Below are 18,041 nucleotides of genomic sequence, written 5' to 3'. Positions count from 1 at the left end.
AGTCTGCCGCACGCCGCGGCGGTTTCGCAACCCTCCATCCGGCCTGATCCCCTTTGAGACCGAGGTTGCTCGCGTTTGCGGGGCCTCAAAGCGAAGCAACCTCGGTCTCGAAGGGGATCAGGCGGGCCGCACCCGGGCTCGCGGTAGGTTCCTCGCGTGACCGATGCGAAGAGCACCAGTACCGACCAGCCCGAGGCGACCCCGGCGGCGTCCGACAGCGAGAAGAAGGCGCGGCGGGAGCCGGCCGACGACCTCGTCACCAGCCACCACACCCTGCACACCGCCGACGGCGACCTGGCCTACACCGCCACGACGGGCCGGGTCGTGCTGCGCCAGGAGGTCGTGAAGGACGAGAAGTACGACGGCCGCAGGCCCAAGGCCGAGGTCTCGCTCACCTACTACACGCTCGACGGTGCCGACGTGACCGAGCGCCCCGTGACGTTCGCATTCAACGGTGGCCCGGGGTCGTCGTCGGTGTGGCTGCACCTCGGGGTGCTCGGCCCGCGCCGGGTCGACTCGGGCGACGTGGGCCACCTGACCCCGCCGCCCTACGGTCTGGTCGACAACCACGAGACCCTGCTGCGCGTCTCCGACCTGGTGTTCATCGACCCCGTCTCCACCGGCTTCTCGCGCGCCAGCGAGGGCGAGCAGGCGACGCCGTTCCACGGGTTCACGGGCGACCTGGAGTCGGTGGGCGAGATCATCCGCCTGTGGACGAGCCGCCACGACCGGTGGATGAGCCCCAAGTTCCTCATCGGCGAGTCCTACGGCGGCACGCGCAGCGCCGCCCTGGCCGAGTACCTCCAGCAGCGCTTCGGCATGTTCCTCAACGGCGTCATGCTCATCGCGCCCGCCTTCAACCTGGAGGCGTTGTTCGACGCCGAGCGCTCCAACCTGCCGCACCCGCTGTTCCTGCCGCTCTACGCGGCGACGGCGCACTACCACGGGCTGCACGGCGACCGAGAGCTCGACGACGTCGTGGCCGAGGCCCGCGACTGGGCCGAGACCTATGCCTCGGTGCTGGCGCGCGGCGCCCGCGTGCCGGACGACGAGCGCGCCGCCGCCGTCACCAAGATCGCCGCCCTGACCGGCCTGAGCGAGGACTACGTGGACCGCGCCAACCTGCGCCTGGAGCACACGCGCGTCTACGCGGAGCTGCTGCGCTCCCGGCGCCTGGTCACCGGGCGGCTCGACACGCGGTTCACCGGCCCGGCGGACCACTACATCCACGAGCAGATGCCGTACGACCCGTTCATCACCGCCATCTCCGGCCCGTACACGGCCGCGCTGCACCACTACCTGCGCGGGGAGCTCGGCTACGAGCACGACGCGGTCTACGAGGTGCTGTCCCGCCACGTGCACCCGTGGTCGTTCAAGGAGTTCGAGGGCAAGGCGGTCGACGTCGCGGACAAGCTGGCCACCGCGATGCTCCTGAACCCGCACCTCCAGGTGCACGTCGCCATGGGGCGGTACGACGGCGGCGTGCCGGTCGAGGCCATCGAGTACAGCCTCGACCAGATGGACATCCCGGCGGCGTACCGCGAGCGCATCGAGACCCGCGTGTACCCGGCAGGGCACATGATGTACATCCACCCGGAGTCCCGCGTCGCGCAGGCGGCGGACCTGGCGGACTTCGTGCGGCGGGCCTCGAACCGCTGAGCGCCCGCGCTGCCCGGCCGGCCTCCCCGGCCGGGCCCCAGCCTCGGCTGCTATAACGGGGCCGTGCCCTCCAACCGCCGTGTCGCCGCCGAGGTGTGGATCGTGCTCGGGCTCAGCCTGGGCCAGTCCGCGGTGTACGCGCTCGTCAACATCGCGGCCCGGCTCACCGCGGGGACGCCCCTGGCCGAGCAGACCGCCACGCTCAACGCGAGCCGTTCCGAACGCCCGTACCTCGACCTGGTCTACCAGCTCCTCTCCATCGGGTTCGCGCTCGTGCCGGTGGCGCTGGCGCTGTACCTGCTGAGCGACCACGGCCGCAGCGCCGTCCGCCTGCTCGGCCTGGACCGGAGCCGGCCGGGCCGCGACCTCGGGTGGGGCGTGGCCCTCGCCGCGGCCATCGGCCTGCCCGGCCTGGCGTTCTACGCCCTGGGCCGGGCGCTGGGCATCACGGTGGAGGTGCAGGCCAGCGCCCTGGACACGCACTGGTGGACCGTGCCGGTGCTCCTGCTCAGCGCGTTCCAGAACGGTCTGCTCGAGGAGGTGATCGCCGTCGGCTACCTCTTCGAGCGCACGCGCGAGCTGGGCTGGAACCGGGTCAGGTTCGTCGTGGCGAGCTCGCTCCTGCGCGGTTCCTACCACCTGTACCAGGGGTTCGGGCCGTTCCTGGGGAACGTCGTGATGGGCGTCGTCTTCTCGTGGTTCTACACGTCGCCCCGGTTCGCGGCGGGCGGGCGAGGGCGCGTGGCACCGCTCGTCGTCGCGCACACGCTGCTCGACGTCGTGGCGTTCGTCGGGTACGCCCTCGTGCCCGCCGAGTGGCGCGAGGCGCTCGGTATCCGGTGAGCTTCCAGGTCCTGGTCGTGACCTGAGCCGTTGCGGACCCGGTCCGGGGTATCGCGGGTGTCACTCCCCTTTCCCGGTCATGGCACGCCCAACCGCCCTAGACTCCCGAGTATGTCCGAGCCGCGCACCGGAAGCGCCGATGCCGGTGCCCGGCTGTCCGAGGCGCCGCAGCAGCAGCCGCCGCCCGGGCTCGTGCGCGTGATCGACACCCCCGAGGAGCGGGTGCGGCACCCGCGCGCGCTGGTCTGGATGATCGGCTGCGCCGTCGGCGTCGCGGCGGTCATGGTCCTGTCGGTGGTGGCGCACGGCACGACGGCGGGCGTGACCGAGGACGTCCGGAGCTTCAACGACCTGCTGGCCACCCTGCTGTTCGTGCCGGTCGCGGTGCTCCAGGGCCTGGTCAGCCTGTTCGCGCCCGTCGCCGTGATGATCGAGCTCGGGGTGCGGCGGCTGGGCCGGCAGATCGTCGAGTCGATCGTCGCGGGTGTCACCGGCCTGGTGCTCGGCGTCGCGACGACCCTGCTCGTGCGGCACCTGGGCTCGGACGAGCTGGTCCGCGGCATGTCGGTGTGGGAGCGCGGCACGGGGTACGTGCTGGCGGTGCCCGAGTACGCCGTCGCCCTCACCGCGATGCTGACGGTCGCCGGTCCGGCGACCCGCCGCCGGACCGTCCGCATCTCGTGGAACCTGATGTTCGCCGCGCTGCTGATCGTGCTGATCACCGGCCAGGTGTCCCTGCCCGGCGTGCTCCTGGCGCTCCTGCTCGGGCGGCTGGCGGGGTCGGCCGTGCAGTACGTGTCGGGCACGCGCAGCGAGCGCGCCTACGGTCCCGACCTGGTGGAGGCGGTGCGCCGGGCGGGCTTCGCGCCGACGTCGCTGGCCCGGGTCCGCGACGTGACGGACGGCGGGGCGCACGACGACGGCGCGCGCTCCGACGTCGGCCCCGGACGCGCGGGCGACCCGGCGGCCCTCGCCCTGAGCCGCGCCGGCGACAACCGCGTCTACGCCCTGTACGACGCCGACGGCGTGCGCCGCGACGTCGTGGTGCTCGACGGCGACAGGCAGGTGGTCGGCCTCATCACGCGCCTGTGGCGATCCCTGCGCCTGCGGGGCATCGAGGGCCGTGCCGCCATCTCGCTCAAGGCCGTGGCCGAGCGCACGGCCCTGCTGTCCTACGCCGCCACGGCCGCGGGGGTGCGCACGCCGCGCCTGCTGGGAATCGGTGAGTTCGGCGACTCGGTGGCGCTCGTCCTGGAGCACGCCTCCTCGGCCGTCTCGCTCCGCGACCTGCCGGACGACGAGGTCCGCGACGACGTGCTGGCGAAGGCCTGGGAGCAGCTCGGACGCGCGCACGCCGCCGGGCTCACGCACCGTGCGCTCACCCAGGACGTGCTGCTCCTGCACCGCGACGTGTCCGGCACGGACAGCACCGACGGCGCGGGCCCCGCCGGGGGCGACGGGAGCCCGCACGTGTGGCTCACGGGCTGGGAGCAGGGCGACATCGCGTCGTCGCCGCTGTCGCGGCGCCTCGACCTGGTGCAGATGCTCGCGCTGCTCGGGCTGCGCGTGGGCCCGCGCCGGGCCGTCGCGTCCGCCGTGCGGGTGCTGCCCGACGCCGACATCGCCGCCATCGGACCCCTGATCCAGTCGATCGCCCTGCCGCGGACCACCCGCGAGGAGGTGCGCCGCGCGAAGGGCCTCCTGGGTGAGCTGCGGGGCGCCCTCGTCGAGCGACTGCCCGAGGCCAGCGTCCAGCCGCAGCGCATCTCGCGGTTCAGCGCCCGCACCGTGCTGACCACGACGCTGATGATCGTCGCGATCGCCGTCGTCGTCACCACCATCAACTTCAACGAGATCACCCGGGCGGTGCGCGAGGCCAACCCGTGGTGGATCGCGGTGGCGTTCGCGCTCGCCCTCGTCACGTGGTTCGGGGCCGGGCTGACGCTCGTCGCGTTCTCGCCGGCGCGCGTGCCGGTCACGCGTGCCACGCTCACCGCGGCGGCGGGCTCGTTCGTCGCACTCGCCGCGCCCGCGGGGATCGGCCCGGCGGCGCTCAACCTGCGGCTCCTGACCCAGCGCGGCGTGTCGATGTCGATGGCGGTGGCCACGGTCGCGCTCGTCCAGGTGTCGCAGTTCGTGGTGACCGTGCTGCTGCTGGTGGGGCTCTCGATCTTCACCGGCTCGGGCGCGCTGGTCGAGCTGCCCTCCCCGGCGGTGCTCATCACGCTCGCGGGCGTGGCGCTGGCCGTCGTCGCCGCGCTGCTGGTGCCGCCCGTACGCCGGTGGGGCATGGGGTACATCGGGCCACGGCTGCGCCAGGTCTGGCCCCGCCTGGCCCAGATGCTGAGCCACCCGGGCCGGCTCGCGCTGGGCGTGGCCGGGAACCTCGTCATGACCCTCGGCTACATCGTGGCGCTGTGGTGCTGCCTCGCGGCGTTCGGCGAGTCGCTCTCGCTGGTCGACATCGCACTCGTCAACCTCGTGGGCAACGCGCTCGGCGCGCTGATCCCCACGCCGGGCGGCCTGGGCGGTGTCGAGGGCGCCCTGACGGCGGGCATGTCGGCCGCGGGCGTGCCGGCCACCATCGCGTTCTCCGCGACCATCCTGTACCGCCTGTGCACCTACTGGGGCCGGGTGCCGATCGGCTGGGTCGCGATGCGCTACCTGGAGCGCAAGGGCGACCTCTGATCTGCCGAGGTAGAACTCTGGCGAGATAGAACTGGGGCCGAGGTGCTGATCAGCACCTCGGCCCCAGTTCTATCTCGCCAGAGTTCTACCTCGGCAGATCAACGGCGAAGCGTCACTTCGCGACGGCCTTCTTCAGCAGCGAGCCGGCGCTGATCTTGACGCCGAAGTTCGCCGGGATCGAGATCTCCTCGCCGGTGCGCGGGTTGCGGCCCGTGCGGGCGGCACGCTCGACGCGCTCGGCCGAGAGGAAGCCCGTCACCTTGACGGCCTCGCCCTTGGCGAGCGACTCGATCAGCACCTCCTGGAAGGCGTTGAGCGCGGCCTCGGCCTCGGACTTGTTGATCTCGGCCTTGCTGGCGATGGCCGAGACGAGCTCGGACTTGTTGAGCGACATGCGGTTCCCTTCATCGGTCACGTCGTGCGGCGGTACCCGCCCGACGACGAGGCCCCATACTGCCAGCAGATCGGCGGGAATTCGCGGAGAACGGGCACTTCCACGGCGAGTCGTGGCTAACTTTCCGCTCTCAGAGGACACGAACCTGTGTACGAGCCTGTGGATGACGACGTCGGAGGCCCGTCGCGGCCGTGTCACCCTGCACTATCCGATGACTTCCGCAACCCAGAGCGGTCTACCGTTCCGGTAGGGCCCCGTCGATGAGAGGAAATCGTGGAGAAACCGCCGCACGAGCGCCGCAACCTCGTGATCCTGGTGCTCAGCAACCTGCTGGCCGGCGTCGGGGTCGCGTCGGGCGCCGCCGTCGGGGCCCTGCTCGCCGAGCAGCTCGGCGGCACCGCCATGGCCGGCCTGGCGCAGGCCGTGGGCATCCTGGCCGCCGCGGTGGCGTCGATCCCGCTCGCGACGCTCGCCCAGACCCGCGGACGGCGCTGGGCGCTGTCGCTCGGGTACGCGCTGTCGACCGTCGGCGCGGTGCTCATCGTCACCGCGGCCGTGCTGGGGCAGCTCGTCGTGCTGCTCGTGGGTCTCACGCTCTACGGCGTCGCCAACGCGACCAACCTGCAGTCCCGGTACGCCGCGGCCGACAACGTCGGCTCCGGCACGCGCGCCCGCACCATGTCGGTGGTCCTGTGGTCCACGACCGTCGGGTCGGTCGTGGGCCCCAACCTCGCGGCGCCGGGCGCCGTCGTCGGGCAGGGGTTCGGTGTGCCGGACCTCGGCGGCCCGTACCTGTTCTCGGTCGTGGCCTACCTGCTGGCGGGCCTGCTGCTGGCCGCCCTCTACCGCGACCCGGTGGGGGTGGTCGAACCCGTGGGCCGCGCCGGGACGGCGGCCGGGGCGGCGACGGCGGCCGGCGCGACGGAGCCGGGCGGGGTCGCGGCCGGCGCGACGGAGCCCGGCGGGGTCGCGGCCGCACCGGACGCGGGGACGCCGCCCGCCAGGGCCCGCCGGACCGGTGCCCTCGGCGCGCTGCGCTGGGCCTGGGCGCACCCGCGGGCCCGGTTCGCCGTCGTGACCACGGCCGCCGCGCACGCGGTGATGATCATGGTGATGGTGATGACGCCGGTGCACATGCAGCACGGCGGCATGTCGCTGCAGCTCGTCGGCATCGTGATCAGCCTGCACGTGCTGGGGATGTTCGCGCTCAGCCCCGTGTTCGGGTGGCTGGCCGACCGGTTCGGACCGCTGCGCGTCGCGGTGGGCGGCATGGTGCTCCAGGGCGCGGCCGTCGTGCTCGGTTTCACCGCCGCGGCCCTCGTCCCGGACGCGCCGCGGCACGCGGGCCACGGTGCGGGCCCGGCCCTGGACACCGAGGTGCTGACGGCGGTCGCGCTCGTGCTGCTCGGACTCGGCTGGTCGGCGTGCGTCATCGCGTCGTCGGCCGTGCTGGCGGCCGTGGCGGAGCCGCGGGTCAAGCTGCCGCTGCAGGGCGCGACGGACGCCCTGATGAACTACTTCGGCGCGGGAGCCGCGGCCCTGGCCGGGCCGCTGCTGGCCTGGGGCGGCTTCGAGGCGGTCAACACGGCGGGCGCGGTGCTGCTGGCGCCCGCCGTGGTCGCGGTGGTCCTGGCCACCCGCTCCCGCGCCCCCGTGTCAGACCCTCAGGCCACCCGGGTGACCTGAGGGTCTGGCACGTCGCGGGTCAGTGCTTGGTGTCGCGGTTCTCGTTCGGCTTGCCCGGGTCGCGGGACTCCGCCTCGTCGGCCTGGCGCAGACGGTCGTTCTCCAGGATCTTGCGGCGCATGATCACCAGGAGACCGAGCACGACGAGCACGGCGGCGAGGATGCCGCCGCCCACGGCGAGCCCGTTGGGACTCGCGCCGTCGCCCGCGCCCGCCAGCTCGGACGGGGTGCTCGCGTCGGCGGTGGGCTCGGTGGGCTCCGCCTCCTGCGTGGACATCTCGGGCTCGCTCGGCTCCGTCGACGGCTCCGGCTCCAGCTCGCCCTCGACCGTGTAGGCGAGCTCGCCCTCGATCGGGTGGCCGTCGGAGGACACCACGTGCCAGGCCACGTCGTACGCGCCGGCGGGCAGCCCGGCGTCGAGCCGCGCGGTCACCACCCGGTCCTCGACCTGGATGTCCTCGCCGCGCGCGGTGACGCCGTCGGGACCCGAGAGGACGATCTCGATGCCGGTGTCGAGCGGCTCCGAGCTGAACGTGAGGCTGATCTGCTCCGGCGCCGCGTCGAGGGTGGCGCCGTCCTTCGGGTCGGACGACAGCAGCTGGTCGTGCGCGCTCGCCGGTCCGGCCACCAGGAGCACGCCGACGAGGGTCAGGACGGCCGCGAGCGCGGCGACCAGGCCGAGCCGGCGCCGGATCGCGGGCCGGGCCAGGGCTACCGAGCGGGCGGGGGCAGCAGGGGAGACGGCAGGCATGACGGCACCCTACCGGCCCCCTCCGGGCGGGCGCCGGGGCCTTCGTCACGGGCGTAACCCTGGCGCCTCGGGGAGTCCCGGCCGCGGTCAGGACTCCGGGACGTCGCGCTCCAGCTCCGCCAGCCAGGCCGTGGGCGCGGCGTCCGAGGGCATGCGCCAGTCCCCCCGCGGGGACATCGTGCCGCCCGCCGACACCTTGGGGCCGTTGGGCAGGGCGGACCGCTTGAACTGCGACGCGAAGAACCGGCGCAGGAACACGTCCAGCCAGTGCCGGATCGTGGCCAGGTCGTACGCCGTGCGCCGGGCGTGGGGGAAGCCGGGGGGCCACTCGCCGTCGTCCGCGGCGTGCCAGGCGTGCCAGGCCAGGAAGGCGATCCGCGACGGCCGGAAGCCGTAGCGCAGCACGTGGAACAGCGTGAAGTCCTGGAGCGCGTAGGGGCCTACGGTCGCCTCGGTGGACTGCGGTGTCTCGCCCTCCTCGGTCGGGATGAGCTCCGGTGTGATCTCCTGCTCGACGATCTCCGTCAGCACGGCGTTGACGGGGCTGTCGGGCTCGGCCGCGAACTGCCTGCTGTCGACCGTCCAGCGGATCAGGTGCTGGATCAGCGTCTTCGGCACGCCCGCGTTGATGCCGTAGTGCGACATCTGGTCGCCCACCCCGTAGGTGCACCAGCCGAGCGCCAGCTCGGAGAGGTCGCCTGTGCCGAGCACGATGCCGCCGCGGTGGTTCGCGAGCCGGAACAGGTAGTCGTAGCGCAGACCGGCCTGCACGTTCTCGAACGTCACGTCGTACTGCTTGGCGCCCTCGGCGTACGGGTGGCCGAGGTCGCGCAGCATCTGCTCGGCGGCGGGCCGGATGTCGATCTCCTCGAACGTCACCCCCAGCGCCTCGGCCAGCCGGTACGCGCGGCCCTTGGTCTCCGAGCCCGTCGCGAAGCCGGGCATCGTGAACGCGTGGATGTCGGTGCGGGGCCGGCCCAGCCGGTCCATCGCCTTGGCCGCGACGATCAGGGCGTGCGTCGAGTCGAGGCCACCGCTCACGCCGATCACCACCTTCGGCTGCCCGATCGCGCGCAGGCGCTGCTCCAGGGCCGTGACCTGGATGTTGTAGGCCTCGTAGCAGTCCTGGGCGAGGCGGGCCGGGTCGTCCGGCACGAAGGGGAAGCGGTCCACCTTGCGGCGCAGGCCGAGGTCGCCCTGGGGCGGGTGCACGCTGAAGGCCACGTCGCGGAACCCCTCGCCGGGCTCCAGCCCGAGGCCGCGCCGGTTGTCGTCGAACGTGCCCTGCCGCAGCCGCTCCTGCCGCAGGCGGTCCAGGTCGACGTCGACGACCGTCGCGCGCGGGCCGTCCGGGAACCGCTCGGTCTCGCCGAGCAGGTCCCCCGCCTCGTACACGAGCGTCTGGCCGTCCCAGGACAGGTCGGTGCTGGACTCGCCCTGGCCCGCCGCGGTGTAGACGTAGGCAGCGCTGCAGCGGTAGCTCTGGTCGCGCACCACGAGGCGGCGGTCCTCGGCGCGGCCCACGGTAATGGGGCTGGCCGAGAGGTTGAGCAGCACGGTGGCGCCCGCGAGCGCCGCGAGCGAGCTGGGCGGTACGGGCACCCAGATGTCCTCGCAGACCTCGACGTGGACGGCCAGCCCGCGGACGTCGTCGGCCCGGAAGACGAGGTCCGGGCCGATGGGCACCTCCTCGCCGAGCAGCGTGAGGGTGCCGCGGTGCTCGTCGCCCGAGGCGAAGTACCGCTTCTCGTAGAACTCGCGGTAGTTCGGCAGGTAGGACTTGGGCGCGACGCCCAGGATGCGCCCCCGGTGCACGACGACGGCGGTGTTCAGCAGGCGGCTGCCGACCAGGAGCGGGGCTCCGACCACGAGCATCGGCATGAGCTCGACGCTGGCGGCCTTGATCTCGGCGAGGGCGTCGAGCACGCCCTCCAGGAGGGTGTCCTGCAGGAACAGGTCGTCGATCGCGTAGCCGCTCAGGGACAGCTCCGGGAAGACGGCGACCGCCACGCCGTCGTCGTGCAGGCGCCGGGCCTGCTCCAGGACGACGGCGGCGTTCGCCGCGGGGTCGGCGACGGTGACGGGGATGGTGCAGGCCGCGACCCGGGCGAACCCGTGGGCGTACGCGTTGTAGAAGTCCACGTCTGCGAGTCTAGGTACGTGGGCGTGACCTGCCCGGCGACGGTGTGTGCGCCCTCGGCTAGAGTCCGCGCATGACCCAGCAACCCGACTGCCTGTTCTGCGGGATCGTTGCCGGCACGGTCCCCTCGACACAGGTCGACGAGGACGAGCGCACGCTCACGTTCATGGACATCAACCCCGGCACCGACGGGCACGCCCTCGTGATCCCCAAGGCGCACGCGCGCGACCTGTACGACATCGACCCGGGCGACCTGGCCGCCTGCTCGGTGACCGCGCAGCGGGTCGCGGGCCGGGCGGTGCGACAGCTCGGCGCCGACGGCGTGAACCTGATCAACTGCGCCGGGGAGGCCGCCTGGCAGACCGTGTTCCACTTCCACCTCCACGTGGTGCCGCGCTACCGCGACGACCAGGCCCGCGACTCGCTCCGCCTCCCGTGGACGCCGACGCCGGGCGACCCCGCCCGCATCGCCGCCGCGGCGGACCTCCTGCGTGCCGCCGGCTGACCCGCGCCCCGGAAGCGATGAGTTCTCCGCGACCGGGACGTCTGTCCTGGTGGGGCGCACGGGCGCCCGCTGCTGACGAGAGGATCGCCGATGTCGTTCCAGGCCTATCTCGACGCCGTCGAGGACAAGACCGGTCACAGCCCGCGGGAGCTCGTCGCGCTCGCGCAGGAGCGCGGCTTCGACGCGTCGACGAAGGCAGGCCCCATCCTGGAGTGGCTCAAGGAGGACTACGGCCTGGGCCGGGGGCACGGGATGGCGATGGTCCACGTGATCACCAAGGGGCCGCAGATCAGCGCGAAGCACGTCGGCTCGTCGGGCACGCACCGTGACGCCTCCGACACGCTGTGGCTCGACGGGAAGGCGACCAACCCGGCGACGACCGGGTGACGGTTCCGGGACGTCGTTACCTTCGGTAATGATGTACCCATGACAACGCGCTCCAGCATCGCCATCACCCACGCCTACGTGGTCCCTGTCTCCGCCGAGCCGATCGAGGACGGCACGGTACTCATCGAGGACGGCGTGATCACCGCCGTCGGGCAGGACGTCGTCGTGCCCGACGGCGTCGAGACGATCGACGCGGGCGGCCGGTGGCTGCTGCCCGGCTTCGTGGAGGGCCACGGCCACCTCGGCGTCCACGAGGAGGGCGAGGGCTGGGCCGGCAACGACACCAACGAGATGACCGACCCGAACGGCTCGGCCCTGCGCGCGATCGACGCGGTGCAGATCGACGAGGAGGGCTTCCGGGACGCGCTCGCCGGCGGCGTGACGACGGCGGTCATCAAGCCCGGGTCGGGCAACCCCATCGGCGGGCAGACCGTCGCCATCAAGACCTGGGGCGGCCGCACGATCGACGAGCAGCTGATCAGCGACTCCGTGTCGGTCAAGAGCGCCCTGGGCGAGAACCCGAAGCGGGTGTACGGGGACAGGAAGCAGCTCCCGTCGACCCGGCTGGGCGTGGCCAACGTGATCCGCGCGGCGTTCGTCGAGGCGCAGAACTACGTGGCCCGGCGCGACGCCGCGGCCGCCGAGGGCAAGCCGTTCGAGCGCGACCTGGGCAAGGAGACCCTGGCCCGCGTGCTGGCCGGCGAGCTGGCGTGGGACCAGCACACGCACCGCGCCGACGACATCGCGACGGCGATCCGGCTGTCGGAGGAGTTCGGCTACCGGCTCGTGATCAACCACGGCACCGAGGGTCACCTCATCGCCGACGTGCTCGCCGAGAAGGACATCCCCGTCATCTACGGGCCCATGTTCGTCTCGCGCTCCAAGGTCGAGGTGCGGCAGCGCGCGAACCGCAACATCGCGGCGATGGCGGCCGCCGGCGTGCGCGTCGCGATCACCACCGACCACCCCGTGATCCCGATCAACTTCCTGGTGCACCAGGCGTCGTTCGCCGCGCGCGACGGCCTGCCCCGCGAGACGGCGCTGGCCGCAATCACCGCCAACCCGGCGTCGTTCCTGGGTCTGGACTCACGGGTGGGGTCGATCACGGAGGGGCTCGACGGCGACGTCGTGCTCTGGTCCGGCGACCCGTTCGACACCGACCAGCGCGCCGAGCGGGTGTTCATCACGGGTACCGAGGTCTACACCTGGGACCCGGAGGCCGACGCCGGCCGCGGCGCGGGCCGCGTGCGGGAGCGCACGACCCGCTTCGCCTGACACCACCGTCCGCTGCCCCGCCGCCGACTGCAGACTGCCGCCGACTGCAGACTTCCTCCCGGCGAGTAGTCGACTGCAGAGTTGTCGCCCGCATCGGGGGGCACCGGCGCACGAAACTCTGCAGTCGACGGCGGGACGCACGGAAGTCTGCAGTCGGCGGCGGCCGGTGGCCGGCGGCCGGCGGCCGGTGGCCGGTGGCACCACCGGACGACACGCGGCGGTACCGCGGACCGACGCGGGCGTCACGCGCCGGGCGTAGCGTGCGAGCATGCTGGGCACCATCCGACCCGCGCGCGACGACCCCGCCGCCCCCGGGCCCTTCGACCGTCTGCGGCCGCGCGTCCTGGTCGCGCTGGCCGCCGCCCTGTTCAGCACCACGGGGTCGGTCTTCGCGGCCCGCAACCAGGGCTGGACGGACGAGCCCGGGCTGGTCGGCCTGCTCCTGCTGCTGGTGGCGCCGGCGGCGCTGGTGCTGCTCCTGCCGCGCCGGCCTGCCCTCGCCACGACGGCGGCCGTCGCGGCCACGCTCGCGTTCCTGCTGCTCCGGTTCCCGTGGGGTCCCGTCTTCATCGGCCCGGTCGCGGTGCTCGTCGGTGTGATGCTGAGCGGGCCGGTGCGCCGCGCGCGGCTGGTCGCCTGGTCCGGGGCCGCGCTGCTCGCGGGGGGCGGGGCGGCCGTCGCCGTGCTGGTCGCACCGCACGCCGAGCAGTACCTCCGGGACCACCCGGCGGCGTGGGTCAAGGACTGGGGTCCGCCCGGACCGGGCTTCCACGGGCCGGGCTGGGCCGACGACGGCGCCTGGTTCTTGAGCCCGGGCTCCCTGATCGCGGGGGTCGCGTGGCTCGCCGTCGCGATGCTGGTCGCGAGCGCCGCCCGGGACCGGGTGTCGCGCCGGCTGGCCGCGCAGGCCGCGGCCCGCGAGACGGCGGCCGAGCGCGAGCGCACCGCGGTCACCTCGGAGCGGCTCCGGATCGCCCGCGAGCTGCACGACGTCCTCGCCCACTCCCTGTCCGCGATCAACGTGCAGGCGGGGGTCGGACTCCACCTGCTGGAGAAGCATCCGGGGCAGGCGCGCGAGGCGCTGACCAACATCCGCGACACGAGCCGGGAGGCGCTCACCGAGGTCCGCACGGTGCTCGGGATCGTGCGCGACGGGACGCCGGCCGCCCCGGACGCCGGAGGCCCGCGCCCCGGCTGGGACGCCGCCGCCCCGCTCACCCCGACGTGGGACCGCACCGCCCTGGACCGCCTGGTCGAGCAGGCGCGGGCGGACGGGCTCGTCGTGACCGCCGATGTCGCCCCCGACCTGGACGACCTGCCCGACCACGTGGCCGGCGTCGTGCACCGCGTGGTCCAGGAGTCGCTCACGAACGTGCGGCGCCATGCGCCGTCCGCCCGCCGTGTCACCCTGCGGGTGGCCCGGGCCGACGCCCTGGAGGTCGTCGTGACCGACGACGGCCCGGGGCCCGCCGCGCCGTCCGCGCCCGGTTACGGCCTGGTCGGGATGCGCGAGCGCGTCGAGGGCGCGGGCGGCACGCTCGACGTGGGGCCGCGGCCCGACGGTACGGGCTGGCAGGTCCGGGCGCTGCTCCCGGCCCCGCGGGGCGGGACCCGGCCGCCGTCCGGCCCGTCGCCCGACCCGGCTGACAGCCCCGACACCACCGAGACCCCCGGAGGGGCCGCATGATCGACGTCCTGCTCGCCGACGACCAGGCCCTGGTGCGCGGCGGGTTCCGCGCCCTGATCGACTCGGAGGACGACATGCGCGTCGTCGCCGAGGCCGCGACGGGCGACGACGCCGTCGCGCTGACGCTGCAGCACCTGCCGCAGGTGGTGCTCATGGACATCCGCATGCCGGGCCTGGACGGGCTGGCGGCGACCCGCCGGATCATCGCCGAGCCGCGCGCCGCGGACGTGCACGTGGTGGTCGTGACCACCTTCGAGCTGGACGAGTACGTGACGGACGCGATCCGGGCCGGGGCGTCGGGGTTCCTGGTCAAGGACACCGAGCCCGCGGAGCTGGTGCGCGCGGTGCGGGTGGCGGCGTCGGGCAACGCGCTGCTGTCGCCGACCGTCACCCGTCGCCTGCTGGCGCGGGTCGCGGACGCGACCCGCGAGGTGCGCCCCGTGCCCGCGCTGGCCGAGCTCACCCCGCGCGAGCGCGAGGTGCTGGTCGAGGTGGCGGGCGGGCTGGCGAACGACGAGATCGCGAGCCGGCTCTACCTGTCGGAGTCGACCGTGAAGACGCACGTCTCCCGGGTGCTCATGAAGACCGGGTCGCGCGACCGCGCGCAGCTCGTGGTCCTGGCGTACGAGGCAGGCCTCGTCCGGCCCGGCTGGTCGCACGGCGACTCCTGAACGACGCCGGCACCACGGGGGTAGACGACCAGGCACACCGGGCTGACGACCGCGTGGTCCGGCGGCGGCAGCCTGGTGGTACGGCCGGAACGACCGGCCGAACCGACTGCTGGAGGTCGACATGCTCACCGCGACGACGGAGGTCCTCGCCAACGGGCCGCACGACGGCTGGGGCGGGCCCGGACCGTTCTTCTTCATCTTTCCGCTGCTGTGGTTCCTGCTGTTCGTGGCGGTGATCATCCTGATCGCCCGCCGGGCACGCCGCGGCCCGCGCGGCGGCTGGGGCGGGCCGTGGGCCGCCCACGCGGCGGCCGGGACGGATCCGGTGACGCTGCTGGGCACCCGGTTCGCGCGCGGGGAGATCGACGAGGCCGAGTACCGCTCGCGCCTGGCCGTGCTGCGCTCCGCCGACCCGTACCCGACCGCTCACCCCGGCGGCGCCCCGGCGTCCGACGTGCCGCCCGCGGCCCCCGGGCCGCAGGACCGCCCGCCGGCCGAGGGCTGAGCCCCCCGTCCGGACGCCCGGACCGCCCGCGCGGTCCGGGCGTCCCGGCACGTGCGGGTGAGCCTGTCCCGAGGCCCCGGGCGATTGGTGTTCCGGCGGGACCGTGGCGCTAGACTCGCGGCGGGTGCGACGGACCGCACTCTTCCGAACCGTTGACGTGAGGGAAGTACATCGTGAGCACCAGCAAGAAGTGGGGGGCCGCCGCACTGGTCTCGTGCGCGCTCCTGCTGTCCGGATGCGCGGCCCTCGAGGACATGGCCAACGACTTCATGCCCTCGGGAGAAGAGGTGCAGCAGCAGGCCGACCCGTCGGAGCAGGCCGTCCAGGCCCCCATCAGCACCGGCGAGTACGACCTGGTCGAGGCGTGCAACACCTTCTTCAAGGGCCCTCTCGTCCAGAGCATCACGGGTCTCTCGCAGGCCGTCGCGGCACCGCTCAACGAGGAGTACACGGGCCTCGCGAGCGGCGTCAGCAAGAGCATCGGCCTCATCATCGGCAAGGCCGACGAGGTGAGCATCGCTCACCTGGAGGCGGTCCGCGCGCCGTTCGACCAGGCGCTCGACGGCACCATCGCCCGTCCGACCGCGGTCCAGAAGGCGATCAAGGACTACCGCGACACGTGCACCGAGGCCGGCTGGAAGGGCTGAGCGCCCGCCGCACGCACCACGCACACAGAGGACCCCCGGACCGCCGCAGCGGACCGGGGGTCCTCTCGTCCTGTCCGGCGTCAGCCGTTGGTGAGGAACTCGTGCATCACGGGCGCCGCCACCGTCGAGGCCAGGTCGCCCTCCTCGATGAACACGGCGGCCGCCAGGTCGTCCGTCACGGCGACCATCCACACGTGCGCCTTCGACCCGTCGCCGAACTGGGCGGTGCCGGTCTTCGCGCCGACGATGCCCGGCACGTCCTGCAGCGTCGTGCCGGACCCCTCGCGCACCACACCACCCATCAGGTCGCGCAGCGTGGCGGCCTCCTCGGCGGTCAGGTCGCCCGACGGCGCCTCGGGCGCCTCACCGTTCTCCGGCTGCACCAGCCACGGGGAGACCGTGTGGCCGGCGGCCACGCTGGCGCCCACCGTGGCCATCGCCAGCGGCGTGGCCAGCACCTGGCCCTGACCGATCATCGACGCGGCGTGCTCGGTACCCGTCGCCTCGGCCGGTACGTCACCCATCGTGCCCGCGGCGCCGAACCCGGTGGCCTCGACGCCCAGGCCGAGCGACGCCGCGGCGTCGTGCAGCTGCTGCTGCGTGACGGACTGGTGCTGCGCGATGAACGCCGTGTTGCACGAGTTGGCGAAGACGGTGCGGAACGGCACCGCGTCGCCGAGGGCGGACGCCGGGTAGCCCGGCACGTTCCGGAACTCGCGGCCCTCGACCGCGATGGTCGGCGTGCAGGGCAGCGGGGTGTCGGGCGTGACGCCGGACCGGATCATCGCGAGCGACGTCGCGATCTTGAACGTGGACCCGGGCGGGTACTGGCCCAGGGTCGCCGTGTTGTACCCCTCCGACCCCGGCCCGGACGCGACGGCGAGCACCTCGCCCGACGACGGCCGGATCGCCACGATGGCGCTGGCCAGGTCGGTGATGTCGGCGAGGGCGGCCTCGGCGCGGAGCTGCGTGGCGGGGTCCAGCGTGACGACCAGCGGCTTGCCGTCCTGCTTCTCGATCGTGAACGCCTCGCGGCTCGCACCGCCCTCGTCGCCCTCGCCCGCCGGCTCGATGGTCACGGCCAGCCCCGGCACGCCGCGCAGCTGCTCGTCGTAGGCGGCCTGCAGCCCGGAGACGCCGACGACGTCGCCCTGCCGGACGGTGCCCTCCGACTCCTCGATGATCTCCGCCGTGGCCTCACCGACCGTGCCGAGCACGCTCCGCGCGAAGTCGCGGCTCCGGGCCAGCGGCATCTCGTCCGGGATGCCGACCACGCCGGGGATGGCCATCGCGGCGTCGAAGTCGTACTCCGGGTCACCGTCGCGGATCGTGATGACCTGGACGAACGCCTTCTCTCCGGCCGATGCGACCCGCGCCGCGACGTCGTCCGTCGCCGCCTGGTCGAGCCCGAGCACCGTGCCGAGCTGCGGGGCAGCGGTGTCCCAGCCCGGCCGGGTCTTGTCGATGCCGACGTGGTGCACCGGCGTGATGCCCACGAGCGTCTCACCCGTGGTCGTGACGATCTCGCCGCGCGCGGGTTCGGTGCGCTCGACGGCGAGCCGTTCGGCGGGCTCCAGGCCGGGCACCAGCACGCCCGGGTCCCAGGCGGCGGCCCACTCCCCGGCCTCGCCGTCGGTGGCGCCCGGGTAGCTGAGCCGGACGACGGTCTCGTAGTCCCAGGCCGTGTCGGTCGCGACGGGCCAGCTCCAGGCGAGCGTCGCGGTCGCGGTCGCGGTGCCGCCGTCGCCCTCCTCGACCGGGGTCACGTCCGCGACCGTCACGGTCCCGGCCTCCTCGCCGACGGCGGCCCTGAGCTGCTCGAACACCTGGGCGTACTGCTCGTCCGGCGAGGCCGACGTGTCCAGGACCAGCGGCACGTCCGCCGGCGTGCCCGCCTGGAGCGCCGCGGCGAGCCGCTCGGCGGCGGGCTCCGGGTCGGGCACGGGCGGCTGACGGAAGAACAGGAACCACGCGGCGACGCCGGCGGCCGCGAGGAGCAGCACGACGACTCCGATGACCAGGGCGCGGCGGCCCGGGCGCCCGGCGGCGGGCGGCGGGGGCGGCGGCGGTGGCACCGTGTCCGGAGGGACGGCGGCGTATCCCCCGGGTGGCGGCGGCACCGGCGCGTGACCGTCCGTCGGCGGGTGGGGAGACGAGTATCCGCTCATGCCCGAGAGCCTAAGGGCCTGGTCATGATTCGCTC

Annotated in this window: 15 protein-coding genes; 11 read left to right on the top strand and 4 right to left on the bottom strand. The window is 73.8% G+C overall.

Annotation, left to right across the window (positions count from 1 at the left end; translation table 11 throughout):
* Positions 1-156: 156 nt before the first annotated feature.
* From APR03_RS03400 to APR03_RS03390, 3 genes are all read left to right on the top strand, one after another.
* A complete protein-coding gene (locus APR03_RS03400; protein ID WP_253832821.1) occupies positions 157-1,659 on the top strand; it encodes a S10 family peptidase in 1,503 nt (500 codons plus the stop codon).
* 63 nt (positions 1,660-1,722) lie between these two features.
* The gene (locus APR03_RS03395; RefSeq protein WP_253832819.1) at positions 1,723-2,502 is read left to right on the top strand and encodes a CPBP family intramembrane glutamic endopeptidase; all 780 of its coding nucleotides are present in this window, start codon (positions 1,723-1,725) and stop codon (positions 2,500-2,502) included.
* Between the two features lie 111 nt (positions 2,503-2,613).
* On the top strand, positions 2,614-5,190 hold the full coding sequence (locus APR03_RS03390; protein ID WP_253832817.1) for a lysylphosphatidylglycerol synthase transmembrane domain-containing protein: 2,577 nt from the start codon (positions 2,614-2,616) through the stop codon (positions 5,188-5,190).
* Positions 5,191-5,302: 112 nt separating this feature from the next.
* Here APR03_RS03390 and APR03_RS03385 read toward each other — a convergent pair whose 3' ends face one another.
* Positions 5,303-5,584 (bottom strand): HU family DNA-binding protein, encoded by a 282-nt coding sequence (locus APR03_RS03385; RefSeq protein WP_119140759.1) that lies wholly within the window; start codon positions 5,582-5,584, stop codon positions 5,303-5,305.
* A gap of 273 nt (positions 5,585-5,857) precedes the next feature.
* Here APR03_RS03385 and APR03_RS03380 point away from each other — a divergent pair, with 273 nt between their 5' ends.
* Positions 5,858-7,270: an MFS transporter gene (locus APR03_RS03380; protein ID WP_253832815.1), complete on the top strand. Its 1,413-nt coding sequence runs from the start codon at positions 5,858-5,860 to the stop codon at positions 7,268-7,270.
* Positions 7,271-7,289: 19 nt separating this feature from the next.
* Here APR03_RS03380 and APR03_RS03375 read toward each other — a convergent pair whose 3' ends face one another.
* Together APR03_RS03375 and APR03_RS03370 are read right to left on the bottom strand one after the other, a co-directional pair.
* Entirely contained in the window at positions 7,290-8,021 is a 732-nt protein-coding gene (locus APR03_RS03375; protein ID WP_253832813.1) for a copper resistance CopC family protein, read from the bottom strand.
* Between the two features lie 87 nt (positions 8,022-8,108).
* On the bottom strand, positions 8,109-10,163 hold the full coding sequence (locus tag APR03_RS03370; protein ID WP_253832811.1) for an NAD(+) synthase: 2,055 nt from the start codon (positions 10,161-10,163) through the stop codon (positions 8,109-8,111).
* Positions 10,164-10,234: 71 nt separating this feature from the next.
* On the opposite strand from APR03_RS03370, the gene APR03_RS03365 reads away from it, so the two are divergent.
* The 7 genes from APR03_RS03365 to APR03_RS03335 all read left to right on the top strand — a co-directional run bounded on the left by APR03_RS03365 (position 10,235) and on the right by APR03_RS03335 (position 15,838).
* Positions 10,235-10,666 (top strand): HIT family protein, encoded by a 432-nt coding sequence (locus tag APR03_RS03365; RefSeq protein WP_253832809.1) that lies wholly within the window; start codon positions 10,235-10,237, stop codon positions 10,664-10,666.
* A gap of 90 nt (positions 10,667-10,756) precedes the next feature.
* Positions 10,757-11,053: a DUF4287 domain-containing protein gene (locus tag APR03_RS03360; protein WP_253832807.1), complete on the top strand. Its 297-nt coding sequence runs from the start codon at positions 10,757-10,759 to the stop codon at positions 11,051-11,053.
* A 39-nt stretch (positions 11,054-11,092) separates the two neighbouring features.
* Positions 11,093-12,328 (top strand): amidohydrolase, encoded by a 1,236-nt coding sequence (locus APR03_RS03355; protein WP_253832805.1) that lies wholly within the window; start codon positions 11,093-11,095, stop codon positions 12,326-12,328.
* Positions 12,329-12,596: 268 nt separating this feature from the next.
* On the top strand, positions 12,597-14,015 hold the full coding sequence (locus APR03_RS03350) for a sensor histidine kinase (protein WP_253832803.1): 1,419 nt from the start codon (positions 12,597-12,599) through the stop codon (positions 14,013-14,015).
* Complete coding sequence (locus tag APR03_RS03345) at positions 14,012-14,686, top strand: response regulator (protein ID WP_253832801.1); 675 nt, start codon at positions 14,012-14,014, stop codon at positions 14,684-14,686. Before APR03_RS03350 ends, APR03_RS03345 begins: the two co-directional genes overlap by 4 nt.
* A 121-nt stretch (positions 14,687-14,807) precedes the next feature.
* The gene (locus tag APR03_RS03340) at positions 14,808-15,191 is read left to right on the top strand and encodes an SHOCT domain-containing protein (RefSeq protein ID WP_253832799.1); all 384 of its coding nucleotides are present in this window, start codon (positions 14,808-14,810) and stop codon (positions 15,189-15,191) included.
* A gap of 173 nt (positions 15,192-15,364) precedes the next feature.
* Positions 15,365-15,838: a hypothetical protein gene (locus tag APR03_RS03335; RefSeq protein ID WP_253832797.1), complete on the top strand. Its 474-nt coding sequence runs from the start codon at positions 15,365-15,367 to the stop codon at positions 15,836-15,838.
* An 80-nt stretch (positions 15,839-15,918) separates the two neighbouring features.
* Here APR03_RS03335 and APR03_RS03330 read toward each other — a convergent pair whose 3' ends face one another.
* On the bottom strand, positions 15,919-18,006 hold the full coding sequence (locus APR03_RS03330) for a penicillin-binding transpeptidase domain-containing protein (protein ID WP_253832795.1): 2,088 nt from the start codon (positions 18,004-18,006) through the stop codon (positions 15,919-15,921).
* Between the last annotated feature and the right edge of the window lie 35 nt (positions 18,007-18,041).

This window comes from Promicromonospora thailandica, assembly GCF_024171955.1.
Classification (GTDB): Bacteria; Actinomycetota; Actinomycetes; order Actinomycetales; family Cellulomonadaceae; genus Promicromonospora; species Promicromonospora thailandica.
This window is presented reverse-complemented; position numbering and strand designations above follow the sequence as displayed.

Bases quoted from the DNA above. Each gene is read 5' to 3' on its own strand.
- APR03_RS03390 (WP_253832817.1), top strand. From the start codon at position 2,614: ATGTCCGAGCCGCGCACCGGAAGCGCCGATGCCGGTGCCCGGCTGTCC.
- APR03_RS03385 (WP_119140759.1), bottom strand. From the start codon at position 5,584: ATGTCGCTCAACAAGTCCGAGCTCGTCTCGGCCATCGCCAGCAAGGCC.
- APR03_RS03375 (WP_253832813.1), bottom strand. From the start codon at position 8,021: ATGCCTGCCGTCTCCCCTGCTGCCCCCGCCCGCTCGGTAGCCCTGGCC.
- APR03_RS03365 (WP_253832809.1), top strand. From the start codon at position 10,235: ATGACCCAGCAACCCGACTGCCTGTTCTGCGGGATCGTTGCCGGCACG.
- APR03_RS03360 (WP_253832807.1), top strand. From the start codon at position 10,757: ATGTCGTTCCAGGCCTATCTCGACGCCGTCGAGGACAAGACCGGTCAC.
- APR03_RS03355 (WP_253832805.1), top strand. From the start codon at position 11,093: ATGACAACGCGCTCCAGCATCGCCATCACCCACGCCTACGTGGTCCCT.
- APR03_RS03350 (WP_253832803.1), top strand. From the start codon at position 12,597: ATGCTGGGCACCATCCGACCCGCGCGCGACGACCCCGCCGCCCCCGGG.
- APR03_RS03345 (WP_253832801.1), top strand. From the start codon at position 14,012: ATGATCGACGTCCTGCTCGCCGACGACCAGGCCCTGGTGCGCGGCGGG.
- APR03_RS03340 (WP_253832799.1), top strand. From the start codon at position 14,808: ATGCTCACCGCGACGACGGAGGTCCTCGCCAACGGGCCGCACGACGGC.
- APR03_RS03330 (WP_253832795.1), bottom strand. From the start codon at position 18,006: ATGAGCGGATACTCGTCTCCCCACCCGCCGACGGACGGTCACGCGCCG.